The sequence below is a fragment of the Photobacterium kishitanii genome (assembly GCF_000613045.3).
GTDB classification, from domain to species: domain Bacteria; phylum Pseudomonadota; class Gammaproteobacteria; order Enterobacterales; family Vibrionaceae; genus Photobacterium; species Photobacterium kishitanii.
Genome location: NZ_LN794354.1, coordinates 1 through 14438, shown reverse-complemented (window position 1 = coordinate 14438; position 14438 = coordinate 1). Strand labels below are relative to the sequence as shown.

Genomic DNA, 14438 nt, shown 5'->3' with positions numbered 1-14438 from the left:
CTAAGATGATTATAGTACTCAAGTGAAAATCTATTCGTGAACCTCAACCAGATTGTTAAAAACGACTACTGGTATACAACGCGTTCTAATATAGTTTGAATAAACTAACAATAGAGCAACTATTCACGACTTATTATCAAAAAGTCAACAAAAGAACTCCCTTACAGCATCACTTTTAAATAATTATCAGCCATTTTTGATTGAACAATTAGACTGTTAATATAACGATCGATTAAGAATGGATCATGATTATTGTATACATTACTTTTGACTCCAGCCCCCCACTCTATCCCTCTCAAGATATGAATAGATATTCTTGACTTAGCCAGTTCTATTGCATCGATCAATTCTATAATCGAACTAATGAGTACATCTGTAGTGTATAACCACAGATTATTAAATGCCGCTAGCTGATCCTTATTTCTATCAATAATACCATCCCCATTTCTTAGATCGAAGATATAATTATTGTAGTCACCAAGTAAATCATTAAATAATTGTTCGCGTTTTTTACTTTTATGACCAATTAACACTGATGAAATCAAAGAGTTATAACACGTAAACTTCGGAATTATCCCTTGAGCTATCAAATTAACCTCAATATCGGTAGCGATATCTATTGGATTACTATTTATCCCATTATTATCAATACTTTTAAATTCGACTGCGTACTCAAAAATTATATGTTTATTTTTATTAAGAGTAGATATTTCAGATAACAATTCTTTTTTTGCGGGAAGCAGTACATTTAGATACGTATTCATAAAGCTATCAATCTTAGATTTATATAATTGATTTGATACAATAGCCTCTATTTGAAAGACAGATGATACCTTCTTTGGATACCCAAGAATAAGTAGAGGCATTATCTCCTCAAATTTAGTTATTTGTGTTAATGCGATGTCAGATTTCATAAATAACATTCTTATTAAATTGTTTACTCTATCTCTAAAATATTTAAAGATATTCTTTTATTACGGTATATCATATAATTATTATGACCATTTAGCAGTATAGCTAAGCGCATTTTTCAATATTTTATGCTTTTCATTATTCTGTAATAACAGAAATATAACTCACTCAGTAATATTAAAAAATAAATAGTGCCATTAGCTTATTCTAGGACAAAGGTTAATTTCCCCTTACGAAAAACAAATATTCTAGAGCTGCTCATTTTAACGAAATTTCGCTTTTTCTTCTTGTGATAAAGTTCTGAAGATACTTATACAAGTAGTAAAAACAACATTGCTTAAATTTCATGCAATTAATACTTAATTAGGATCCATAGAAGAATACCGTTCCTGTCAACATTAAGTCGCAAACTCACCTGATCCTTCTTATAAATAGTCTAAAAATTCCTTATAGGAGTATATATAAGGCCAGATCGACTTATATTCTAACGAATCGGGTTAAAATGTGTTAATAATTAAATTTTATCCCTTACTAAATAAAATGGAACTACGAGGCTACCATAGATTGATTTATTCGCCATAAGGCCAATTAGCTAAAGATATCTTATGTCACTACCAGATAATCAGTGAACAACGAAAACTCTAATGCTAATTATAATTCCTAACATCAATTAAAAATGTTAGGATAATACCCTCGCAAAGCCGTTTTTCAGAGACTTTCAGCACCTGAATAAGGTTACTAAAGGCTTTTAGTCGTGATTAACGAAAACGTTTACTTCAAAAATAAATGAGCATTCAGAAGTACAGTCGAGAGATTTTTCATCTGTGGATATATTGAATATAACATCTTACTGTAACTGGAATTAATGATGCATTCTAAGCCATAAAGCCTCTATATTAATGCCGACTAGGCATATAGTGTAAAATAAAAACACTCAATAATAGTTATAGTCCTGCAGTTAAATATCAACTAAAAATAACCATTATTTTTTTATATTAAGCTCTTAGCTTCATTTATTTCTAAATTACTTACTCGCAAAAAATCACTTCTAAAATTATAACGATACTCATTCGAGAGGCTATCCTCTTATGATTGATTATTTAAAGAAAATATTGCCACTACAATTATTTTTGATTAATATATTAATATTAAATTAATAATTGCAGAGGAATTACACTGTCTATGGGAACTTCAGCCCAAGCGGGACGAACAAAACTGCCTAAGTTGCAACTTTGCGCGAATGTAGTTGCTCGCAGTCAAACGAAATATCAAGAAGCACTTAAAGTACTAAATGATTATATCAAGGCGAGCTATCCATCAAAACAAGAATACGATCTAGATCACATTCGCAGCTCGTTCTTGGATGAAGGTGATAACCTACGACTCACTTATGAAATTGAAAACTCACTTCTTAATATTAAAAAGAAGTCAGATAAGAATAAGTATACTCCACAACATGGTCAAGATTATTTAGAGTTGGCGAATAACGCCCTGAAGGAATTAATAACAAAAACCAACATTATAAATAAATCCTCAGTTATGTCCCAAGAGGCCAAACAAGCATTCTCGGCCGAATACTTTGACAGCATGGGATTTGATGAGTTAACTCGGGCAATTTTTGAGGATCTAACAACTCTTCCTGAAGACATGCAAAATGGATGGCTGAACTCTTTCTATATACAGCTAGGTATACGAATTGAGCTTCTTGTAGAACTTTATAATATAAATCCAAGCGAACCGCCTAGCCTTGATTTTCTGATCGATACAAGAAAACAAATTAAAGCGATAGAGTCATTTTATATGCAATCAAAAAATGGCATGACTCCATTTGAAGAAGAGAATAAACCAGCGACAGCAGGTCGTCCTCAAAAACCACAATCATTCATCGTATGCCGTTATCAAGCTGACGCACAAAGAGCCTACGACGAGTATAAAAAAGCAGCCATTGATGTTAATGCTCAGATTTTAACACCAGAACAAGTACTCGAGAAAAATAAGGATGTTATAACAAGTGCAACAGGTAGAATTGCACTAAAACCGATTGAAAAAGCAATGAGTGATCGCTATAAAGCTAACAATCTTATTGAAGATCTCACTCAACAACTAAAAAATGAACAAAATGTGCCCAGCACGAAACCTCGAGCAGGTCGCACTCCAGTACCACTACCTGATCGTATTAAGAAGCTGAAGAAAGAAGTTAAGCAACTAAGTCGCTTTATAGAAGAAGAACTACAAAAAGCTGAAAACGAAGGTGCTGAAAGTTATACTAAGACCATGCTTTTATTAAAAAAAGCTGAACGTAGAGATCTACGCTATGGTCTAAAAAGACAAGGGGTCAGCCCTAATACATCAATTGAAGATGCAATCACTTCCAATGAAAGCAAGGTCACAATAAAAATGCGACAAGAGCTGAAAGAAGTTGATAATCAAATTGATGATCTAATCAAAGCATTAAATGACATTATTAAATAAATTCATAATCCCAGTATCTACTGGGATTATTCCTTTTGGCCTAACAAGACAAGAGATAGTAACTATCCTGATATAAGAGGAAATCTACCTAATCGCATATATTCCAGCAATTATTGCATCCGTTAAAACATCAGGTGAAAATTTAGGAATAAAATCATTGGCGCCAAATTTATCAAAGACAGAATTATCACAAATACCTGATAGAGAACTATGCAAAATGACATAAATATCTTTAAGCTCTTCAGATGTTTTAATCGTAGAGCATAATGTGTATCCATCCATTTTTGGCATTTCAATATCACTAATCACCATTAGCAGGTTTTCTCGTAGGTTTTCAGTATTATTGATCTCATGTAACATTTCTAATGCTTCTGCGCCATTGTGGGCCTCAATAACATCAATCCCCATTTCATTAATGGTTCTTTTTAATTGATGTCTCGCCACTGATGAGTCATCAGCAATAAATATAAACTTCCCCTCCAAGTTATCAGGTATAGTTTTATTATTTATAACGTCTGATATGTTAATATTATTGGGGTTTATTTCATCCAAAATCTTCTCCACATCAATAATATCAACTAAATCATCTCCAACTTGAGCAACAGAGGTAAGGTAGTTATTTTTACCAAGACCTTCTGGTGGTGGTAGTATATTTTTCCAATTAAGATTAATTATCTGGTCAACACTCGCAACCAAAAAGCCTTGTACTGTTGAATTATATTCTGTAATTATTACAAAGGCCTCAGATGTCTCATCTATAGGTTGACCACCACTCGCTGCACGTAAATCGATAATAGATATATTCTGTCCCCGTATATGTGCGACTCCCCTTATATATTGGTGCATACATGGTATACGGGTTAGCTTAGGACAAGGTTGAGCTTCCCTCACTTTAAATACATTGATAGCGTAGCTCTGAGTAGAGTTATCAAGCTTGAATAGAAGAAACTCCATCCTATTTTGACCCATTAGCTGGGTTCTTTGATTTTCATTGCTAAGCAATTCAGTCATATCGTTCTTATTTACTCTAAGTTTGTTAATTCTTTGTACTCATCTTTTGCGAGTAAGTTTTCAATATTACAAAGAATAATAATATTGTCATCTAACTTTGCGACACCTTCAATTAACATAGTATTTTCGTCTGCGCCAACTTTAGGTGCACGATCGATTTGTGAACGATTGAGGTAAATCACCTCTGCAACGCTATCTACAAGCAACCCAAGAACATTATCAGCTGACTCAACAATCATAATACGTGAGTTGTCGGTAATGGTTGCTGAGTCTAAATTAAAGCACTTACGAGTATCAATGACAGTAACCACTTTGCCACGCAGATTAATAATCCCCATAACAAAATCTGGAGCCCCAGGTACGTCAGCAATTTCACTTAACCTTAGCACTTCTTGTATATCCATAACATTAATGCCATAGATTTCATTTTCAAGGTTAAATGTTACCCACTGAATTTGCTCATTTGCGCTATTCGCATCTTCTATTTTTTCAGGTTTCATTAATATTATTATTCCTAAAATTTTATTAATAATGCTGGCACTAAATCATGTCAGCTTATGATTAATTTCCAATATAATGTTTTACCAAAGCAGGAATATCAATAATCAATGCAATTCCACCATCACTGGTAATTGTAGCTCCAGCCATTCCAGGCGTACCTTTAAGAAGATTATCAAGCGGCTTAATTACAACCTCTTCTTGACCGACTAAATTACTAACCACAAACCCAAAAGTCTCGTTCCCGCAATGAGTGATAATGACATGTCGGCTTTTATCGCTATTCATATTCGCTGTCGACTTACATAACCAATCTTCCAAATAAAACAACTGGATTGGTTTATTTCTAACGTAAATCGTGTGAAAACCACCCACAATACTGATTTCTTTCGATTGAATGTTTATAATTTCTTTCACATTCGTTAGTGGTAACGCAAATTTATTTGAAAGTACCCCAATCATTAATGCCGGTAAAATAGCTAATGTTAATGGCACTTTTATTTCAATAATGGAGCCCTTACCTAACTCAGATTTAACTGTAATCGTTCCGCTTAGCTTAATCAGGCTAGTTTTAACGACGTCCATTCCAACGCCACGTCCTGATATATCCGAAATTTCAGTCTTTGTAGAAAAACCAGGTTCAAAAATTAACTGATATGCATTTTCATCCGTCATTCTTGCTGCACTTTCTTCATCAAGAATGCCACGGTTTATAGCTATATTTTTTAGTTTCTCTGGATCCATACCAGCGCCATCATCTTGAATTGAGAGCAAGATGTGATCACCTTCTTGTGATGCAGATAAAATAATAACCCCGGTCTCTGGCTTACCTTTAGCTAAGCGCTCAGATGGCATTTCAATACCGTGATCAACAGAGTTTCTGACTAAATGAACTAGCGGGTCGGCTAAAGCTTCTACAAGATTTTTATCAAGATCTGTATCTTCACCAACAAGTGTAAGTTCTATTTTCTTATCTAATGTTCTTGCTAAATCTCTAACAACTCGAGGGAATTTTCCAAAAACCTTCTTAATTGGCTGCATCCGTGTGCGCATAACTCCTGATTGTAGATCAGCAGTAACTATATCCAAGCTAGCTATGGTTTTTGACATTTCTTCATTGTTTGATGAATTTGATGAACTAAGTGCTAAAAGCCTATTTCTAACAAGTACTAATTCTCCAACCATATTCATAATATCATCAAGAGTACTCGTTTCCACTCGTACTGTTGTTTCATGTTTTTTTGGCGTAGCTATTACTTGTGGTTGTTTTATTGCAGCAGTAACTAATGTCGGTTGCTGAATAACAGGTCCGTTACCTTTACCATGAAGTTCGTCTAATAACCTCTCAAATTCTTCATCGGTAATCTCGGCATCAGCATCAGCATCAGCATCAGCATCAGCATCAGCATCAAATTGATTTAATTCACTTGTTATTAAGTCTTGTGTATTCGTATTATTATCTATTGAATCCAGAAGTAGCTGAAATTTGTGATTAGATAAATTATCGATACCAACATTGTCCAGTCCGCTGTCCTCTAAACTACAGTGCTTATTAAAAACAGCTTCTTCTGTAATATCGACAACATGTAAATTACAGCTTTCATCTTCTGTTTCTGGTTCAGAAAACTTATGTAGCTGCGAAATAAGTTCTTCACTCACTGGCGCTAATTCAGAATTTCCCATTTGCAGTTCTTCAAACATATTTTTTACAGCATCTAGTGCCAATAAAATAATGTCCATAAGCTCTGGTGTAAGCGTTCTTTTATGATTTCTTAACACATCAAATATATTTTCAGCACCATGGCAACAGTCTACCATTGGGGTTAAACTCAAAAAACCAGACCCCCCTTTAACTGTATGAAAACCTCTAAATATTGAGTTTAACAAATCAGCATCATTAGGCGCTTGTTCTAATTGAATCAGTTGCTCTGAAAGCAGGTCCAATATTTCACCAGCTTCAATAAGAAAATCATCTAAAATTTCAGCATCTAATCCAAAATCCATAATTGTCTCCTTAAAATCCTAGACTTGAAAGAAGATCATCGACATCATCTTGGCTACCCATAATATCATCGCGATATTCGCCAGTAGGTACAGGCCCCTCTAGTTCAGGCACAATATGATTAACAGAGCAATCCTCAAGATCTACTTTAAATAACTTTAGTAGTTCTACAAGACTATCTTCGACTTCAATGGTCAAATTAATGGCTTTCTTTATTATTTGACCACTTATATCCTGGAACTCTTGCGCCATAATGATATCGTTTAATTTTTCGGTACTTATAGCTGTATTTCGCTTTGTCAGTTTTATAAAAGAATCCAGATCATATACAAGTGTTCTAAATTCATCGATGCTAATGTCTTTAGACATCAAGGTATCCCATCGATTTGTAAGACTTGCAATTACATTGCCGATTTCTAAAATAACATTTAATGTAATATCTACATTATCCATCGTTCTATTAGCAGCATCTTCTGTCATGTTAATAACATAGTTAAGTCGAGTCCGTGCATCTCGCATTTCAATTGAGGCTAACTCTTGAAGTCGCATATCTTGTACAAAATTATGTAAAGCATCATGCACTTCACGCGTCAACATGCCTACACCATTAAATAATTCTTCTTTATTTTGTTTTTGCACAGCACCAGAAATAATATTATTAGCATCTTCAATCATATCCATTTCAATAAAATCTTGAATCTGTTGAAGCTGATCTAGTGATAGCAATGGCTTATTCTGTTGTATACCGATGCTCATCATATTTTCCTTATTATTTTTGGTTCATTACATACGAGACAAAACGGCTGTAATTTTTTCTTTTAATGCTTTTGAATTAAATGGTTTAACAATATAGCCATTCACACCAGCTTTAGCGGCTTCGATAATATTATCTCTCTTTGCTTCGGCAGTGATCATCATTACAGGAATATGCATTATTGACGGGTTTGCCCTAACATTTTTTAGTAAATCCAAACCACTCATTGTTGGCATATTCCAATCAGTTATTAAAAACTGATATTTACCAGTTTGAAGTAATGGTAATGCAGTTGCACCATCATCAGCTTCATCAACATTTGTATACCCAAGTTCATTAAGTTGACTTTTAACGATTCGACGCATAGTTGCAAAATCGTCCACAACAAGAATTGAAAGATCTTTGCTCATAAAAGGGTCCGTATAATTATTATGTTATATAACGATATAGAATAAATCTTTACTGTCTCATTTAGCAAGCAGAAATAAATTTTTTTACCTAACATTCAGTTGATAACCAAAGCTCATTATTAATATCAAAATAAACAACTACATTACAACCAATTGGCATTAATAAAATCAATAAAATGAGTACATTCATTGTCAAAGAAAACATCACAGGGAGCACTGAGATACAACAATGCATATTCAAACTTAATATCATGATTTATATATAAAAAATTAAAAACCCTACAATATTGATACTGTAATTCTGTGCGCCAAACTAACAATCCTCCCCGAACTCGCGCTTGTAACACCGAGAATGAAAGCTAAAAAAACTCAAACAAGATAGCTAAGAATTCTTTGACTAAAAAAGATGAACGATGAAATACACCTCTGATACCTACTAAAAGACACATTAATCTCAATCGAATACGAAACTCACTAAACATGTAGTATCAATAATTACAAGTTTCTACACCCTGGTACGTCCCTACCCAAAAAGTAATTAATATTATTATTGATTTATAATGTATTTTCTCACACACTAATTAATTACATTAAAACATTGGGGGATGAACGATAGGGCTACGGAAAATGATAAATTGCTAATATTTACTTAATTAACTTAAAATACCGCCTAAATAGCCGATCACTACAACATCAATAAATTCTGCCGACACATATAACAGATTGAAATATAATAAATTTAACAATATAAACAGCTCAACGACTCTCATGCCATCGATAATTTTGGTGACCTAATAGAGACTATCAACTTATGTGAGCACAGAATAAAGTAAATGAATATCTTTATGAATAAGACTATGATTATAAAAAATAACAATCGACACAAAAACACCAAAAATCATATATTTTTCAACAGCTTGCACTAATCACCATTTAAATATCGCTTATATTAGAGAACAATTATAAATATCTTTAGCAATAATTAACTTATAGGTTATTGATCTTATATGCCACAATGGTATAGTGGCAAAAATACCTCTTTATTGGAATTAAATGAAATGAAATTAATTACTGCTAAGTTCGCTTTTGTTGTTATTGCTGCGGCATCTATTCTTACTGGTTGTACTGGTACTTCTTTTAACAAAGATAAGTCTTGTTCAACTGATTACTTATTAGTTCCTGCGATTTCTGTTTCAGCTGCTTTGGGTGCCTGTGATACACAAAATGCAACAAACAAACATTAATATCTAAATCTGCATTATATAAATATTTCACTTTTTGACTTATCATTTTTTGAATTGTAGCTAAATAAATTGATTAAAAAGGTCGCCTAGGCGGCCTTTTTTGTCTTTTGACATACAAAAATCCTAACTCAATTTCAAAACCAACCTTGAATCTAGAAGAATCAGACTTATTATAAAAGGGATTGACTTAATTGATAAGGTTAACGTAATCTCAATAAAATATAATATTACTAAAATTTAGACATATAACATAATTTGCCTGCAATTTATCTGTGCATTCTTATGCATTTATTATGGAATAATATGAGCAAAATAAAAGTATACTTTGGATCATTATTGCTTGCCGTTGGTTGTTCAACTGGAGGTAGTCATGATAAACCTAACTTGATGTTTAAAAATAACAATAAAAATCCGATAATTAAAAGAGATATTGATTATTCAGGAGTATATGCAGTTTACCTTCAAGGCTATGAGAAATATGAAGAAATTGCTCCATTGATAAATTTGCGAAAAGACGGCGATCATTACAAGATATCAGCATCATTTGGTTGTAATACAATTACTGGTGGCGTTAATGTAGAGAATCATTCATTAGTAACAGTAAAAGGAGATGATGTTGTTAGAGGAAAAAATATTTGCACAAGCGATATAATGAGAAAGGAGATCCGATTTATATCCATACTTAATGGTGGATCTGCATTAATTGATATTAACAAAATAAAATACGATAACTATACATTCGTGCACGAAAAATCATAACCCATTAATATTAAATAAAAAAACCATTATTAATTTAATAATAATTAAAACGTATAGACACAACATTAGAGAGCAAACATGACCACACAAAACAATAACAATATAAAAGAAATAATCACTGCTGGTATTCTCCTTAAAATTCGAACGACTAAAAAGTTTGTCGCTAACTATTCTTCCAGTGATGTAGAAATAATGATCAATAATCTATTATCAGTACAAGATAAAATTATACAACAAGAAGCCAAAAATATCGAAAATGAAAAAGCTCGAGTCAAAAAGTATGAACAAGCTATCGCAGCACTTTCAGAACAAGGACTATCTTTATCTGATCTAAACAAATACGCTAAAAAAACACAAACAAAACGTAAATAATAAATCGCTAACCTATAAACTTTCATAGTTTAACTTGAGAACTGATATCATCAATGGTGTAGGAAACGTTAATCGTCTTTACACTACTGATGTTGTATCTCAAAATAAAATACCGAGCAGAGCTTAAGGCTATGCTCGATTTTTATAAGTAAAAATATTAATTTAGCTGTTTTTTCTTATCACGCCTAGCAATCCAATGTCGGTAGAATTATGGCTTACTATGATTCAACGCATCTGTCTGTAGCCTTACTTTATTTATTAGCCAACCAATAGCACCGCTAGGTAAGCACTGATAAAATGAAGTACAGGATTATTATGAGTAATGATGCATAATGTTTTTGTAATCAATCGATGCTCTATTGCTTACTTAATATAGTGTTTAAATGCATTGGCGAAAGCTGAGGGATCTTCAATAGGATTGATTGTCTCACTATATTTTACGATATGTCTTTTGTTATGTGTAATCAATATATATAACTCATCCAGATATTTTAAATTCTTAGATTTTTCTATCATACCGTTTAACGCGTTAAATATATTTTTCATTACATCTAGCGTAATAATGTAGTCACCAATACGCAACGGATGAATAGCCTCAAGTGCGCAAACTATACGTTTATAGATTCTATCTTCAAAATCTCCAGATGTTACAGCTAACTCACTGACAATATTTTTAATTCTTTGATCATTTGAATATATTGTTAGAGTTTCCTTAAATTCAGTTTTAGGCACACTTAACCATAAATGCGTTTTTAATATTTCTTTTGCTGGAAATTTAGCAATTTGAATTCGCTTTGCATGAAAATTCCTTACTTTTTTAGACTCAATAAATGGAGCCTGTTTTACTACTTCAGGATCAAAATCAATGATATGTTCATTTAACATCGGACCAGCTGCAGCAAGAGCTGGTTGTAATCTGTCAGATTTTAATGTGTCTTTTACCTCTTCTGAGATTAGTTGATACGATACATCACCGCAAACATCACTAATTGTAAAACCAGGATTAACAATTTTATCTACATTAAATAATATATTATCAAGCGCATGCACTTGAGGCGACACACTATAGAATCGACGTTGAGATAATTGTTTTTTATCAAGTTCTTCCCCTTTTGTCACTAAAGGTAAAATACGTGCCGGAATTGACTCTTTGATCACATCAGCAGAGAAATATGATATATCTAAATATGTTCTTTTTGTTCGACCAATACCATCTATTACAAAGTTAAATGTTATACCACCAAGATGAGCTTTAACACGCGCAATTAAGTGCTTGTTTTTTAAGACTTCATTAATAGCAACTTGCTTATAATCTCGATCATAAAATGCAACAGTATCTTTGTTGTTAAAGTCATATTTCTCATGACTCACGATATACTTAGTAAATTTTGTTGCATGTTCATGAAGAGAAGATACGACAAAATGAGAAAATTGTTCTGTTGTTTTAGGAACTTGTTTATCACCACTAATCATAACAGGAAAAATATCCATCAGATCTTGTGAATCAAGTTTTATCTTCTGTTTAGAAGATGACTTTCCAGGCCATTTTTTTCGTGCTTCAATATAAATTAAAAAAGTAAAATCAGACCCAGCCATGATTGTCCATGGCAGTAAGTATGGTCCTTTTTGTCTTAAAATATATTTTAATATATCAGCATCCCACTGAAGAACATAAACTTGTGCAAACTTAGCAGATTCTCTATTTCTTAAACGTTTAGCTATTCTAAAAAATGGTTTCTTCGTTTCAGAGATCCAATTACCTTCAGAAAATTCATAACCACTAAATTCTGTATTAGCCCAAATTTCTAAACTTTCATCAATATAGGTTTTCCAATATTTATTATCGTTAACCATTAGCCACGTTAAAACTTGATTACGATCAATGCTACAAACAGCTTCAATATGGTCTTTAACTAGAAATTGTTTAGAGTGTGTTTCAAAATAATTTATTGTTAAATTTATAATAATGTAAAGGAAACGTAAATTTTCTGGTCGAGCAATATCGTACGTGTTTTTAGTTGCTGTAACTTGAGATCGAAAATTATCACTATGCTGACGTTCATACTGTTGATTATTAAGATTTTGTTTCGATGCAGGTAAAACGTCCGCAAAAGAAGTATGCTTAGGTAGATAGCATGTATTAATAACTTGACTAAGCAATCCGTGTTCGTTGATGCTCCGTGTTGGTGTTTTTAATGGATTAGCATCACCTGTTTCAATTAAATGTCTGTTATTACAATCAATGATAGCTAAATCATATTCACTTATTGTGGATTTTTTTGTAATTCCGTAATGATCTTGAGCAGTACTAATTACATACAAAGATCCATTACGTGAGTTTTTATGTAAAAACCTTTTTTCTTTTCTACAGATACCTGCTTTTTTAAGTTGATGAGATATTGGCCTAGCTGTGTTGATCTTTATATTAAACAATTTTGATAATTCATTTGCTGACCAACACTTTTTGTTTTTTTTAATACTTTGTTCAATTAGAATATTTAAACGTTGGATTTGGAGATTTGTTATCAATGACGTATTTAGTTGATCTATTGACGATATTGTTTCATCAATTAATATAATTGGACCATCACTACCAACTCGTATTTCTTCTATATAGCTTTGATGGGTAGTGTCAAAATAGATCATTAAAAAACTCCTGTTTCCTATAATAAGATTTTTATATTGGATATTAGATATTAGATATTAGATATGCTCTATGCTTTTTATTGGTAAAGCTATTTTAAATCAGTGAGTTATAAACTCTCTGATTCAGTGATCTATACCTAATTAACCACTGATCACTAGTTAATCATCTACTGATCATTACCTTGTCAGCAACTGATCTTAGGAACTTAGCAACTGATCTTAGAAACTCAGCAACTGATCTTTTTAGAATTAACACGTTATGCACAGAGTTATCCACAGTTTGAGCATCTGTTTCTTTTAAATACTAAAAAGTTTTAATAAAGATATACATTAAGTATGTTTCCACGTACCAAAAATCTCTAACTTCTATTATATGACTTTAATCAAGAAGAAAACAAGTTGAGTTTAATCAGTTTTAGACTTGATGAATTTAGTCTTCAGATTTAATAACCGTTATAAGGTTCTATTTAGGCATAATTCACTATAATAAACATCGTCGAAACTTGAGTTTAATCTTTACTAGACCTGTTCTGATTCATTTATTAATTCAATTATTGAGATAGCTAGTTATTCTTAGTAGATATTGAGTTTAATTATTAACAATATTGCTAATATTAAAACTTACTTTGTCTTAAGTTACTGAAAGAATTGTCAGTTTTATCTTTTATCAGCAGGCTTAGGGTTGTACTTGATCATTGAGTTTGAATGTTCAGTTTAATCACCGCTGTAAGCTTATTCGTTGATGATTAAAGTGACGCTGTTGTGTTTGTAACTTATTGAAATAAATGTTATTTAATTTCAACTGGTTGGGGTTTGCCTAATCATTGAGGCTGAATGTTCAGTTTAATCACTGTTATAAGCATTTTAGTTGATGATTAAAGTGAAGCCGTTGTGTTTATAAGTCATTGAAATTAAATGTTATTTAATTTCAACTGGTTGGTGTTTGCCTAATCATTGAGGCTGAATGTTCAGTTTAATCACCGTTGTAAGCTTATTCGTTGATGATTAAAGTGAAGCCGTTGTGTTTATAAGTCATTGAAATACAATGTTATTTAATTTCAACTGGTTGATGTTTGCCTAATCATTGAGGCTGAATGTTCAGTTTAATCACCGTTGCAAGCTTATTCGTTGATGATTAAAGTGAAGCCGTTGTGTTTATAAGTCATTGAAATACAATGTTATTTAATTTTAACTGGTTGGGGTTTGCCTAATCATTGAGGCTGAATGTTCAGTTTAATCACTGTTATAAGCATTTTAGTTGATGATTAAAGTGAAGCCGTTGTTTTTATAAGTCATTGAAATAAAATGTTATTTAATTTCAACTGGTTGATGTTTGCCTAATCATTGAGGCTGAATGT

11 protein-coding genes are annotated in these 14438 nt (G+C 32.2%); 4 read left to right on the top strand and 7 right to left on the bottom strand.

The genetic code is table 11. The annotated features are described in order from the left end of the window. Nucleotides 1–161: 161 nt before the first annotated feature. Entirely contained in the window at nt 162–914 is a 753-nt protein-coding gene (locus PPBDW_RS22380) for a hypothetical protein (protein ID WP_036788554.1), read from the bottom strand. Nucleotides 915–2094: 1180 nt separating this feature from the next. Between PPBDW_RS22380 and PPBDW_RS22375 the strand changes: the two genes are divergently transcribed. Beyond that, nucleotides 2095–3384, top strand: a complete 1290-nt coding sequence (locus PPBDW_RS22375; protein ID WP_036788551.1) for a hypothetical protein — start codon at nt 2095–2097, stop codon at nt 3382–3384. An 84-nt stretch (nt 3385–3468) separates the two neighbouring features. Here the strand turns inward: PPBDW_RS22375 and PPBDW_RS22370 are convergent, their stop codons facing one another. The 5 genes from PPBDW_RS22370 to PPBDW_RS22350 form a co-directional block, all read right to left on the bottom strand. After that, entirely contained in the window at nt 3469–4395 is a 927-nt protein-coding gene (locus PPBDW_RS22370; protein WP_036788548.1) for a chemotaxis protein, read from the bottom strand. Between the two features lie 11 nt (nt 4396–4406). Beyond that, the gene (locus tag PPBDW_RS22365; protein WP_036788545.1) at nt 4407–4895 is read right to left on the bottom strand and encodes a chemotaxis protein CheW; all 489 of its coding nucleotides are present in this window, start codon (nt 4893–4895) and stop codon (nt 4407–4409) included. A gap of 61 nt (nt 4896–4956) precedes the next feature. After that, a complete protein-coding gene (locus PPBDW_RS22360) occupies nt 4957–6897 on the bottom strand; it encodes a chemotaxis protein CheA (protein ID WP_036788543.1) in 1941 nt (646 codons plus the stop codon). A gap of 10 nt (nt 6898–6907) precedes the next feature. Beyond that, nucleotides 6908–7651 carry a protein phosphatase CheZ gene (locus PPBDW_RS22355; protein ID WP_036788540.1) on the bottom strand — a complete coding sequence of 248 codons (744 nt, stop codon included), beginning with the start codon at nt 7649–7651 and terminating at the stop codon, nt 6908–6910. Between the two features lie 27 nt (nt 7652–7678). Further along, entirely contained in the window at nt 7679–8059 is a 381-nt protein-coding gene (locus PPBDW_RS22350) for a chemotaxis response regulator CheY (protein ID WP_036788537.1), read from the bottom strand. Nucleotides 8060–9066: 1007 nt separating this feature from the next. Between PPBDW_RS22350 and PPBDW_RS22345 the strand changes: the two genes are divergently transcribed. From PPBDW_RS22345 to PPBDW_RS22335, 3 genes are all read left to right on the top strand, one after another. After that, a complete protein-coding gene (locus PPBDW_RS22345) occupies nt 9067–9303 on the top strand; it encodes a DUF4223 family protein (protein ID WP_237043590.1) in 237 nt (78 codons plus the stop codon). Nucleotides 9304–9606: 303 nt separating this feature from the next. Then, a complete protein-coding gene (locus PPBDW_RS22340; protein WP_036788534.1) occupies nt 9607–10062 on the top strand; it encodes an META domain-containing protein in 456 nt (151 codons plus the stop codon). Between the two features lie 78 nt (nt 10063–10140). Beyond that, nucleotides 10141–10434, top strand: a complete 294-nt coding sequence (locus PPBDW_RS22335; protein WP_036788531.1) for an H-NS family histone-like protein — start codon at nt 10141–10143, stop codon at nt 10432–10434. A 363-nt stretch (nt 10435–10797) separates the two neighbouring features. On the opposite strand, the gene PPBDW_RS22330 is transcribed toward PPBDW_RS22335, so the two are convergent. Beyond that, entirely contained in the window at nt 10798–13080 is a 2283-nt protein-coding gene (locus tag PPBDW_RS22330) for a hypothetical protein (RefSeq protein ID WP_036788527.1), read from the bottom strand. Nucleotides 13081–14438: the final 1358 nt, after the last annotated feature.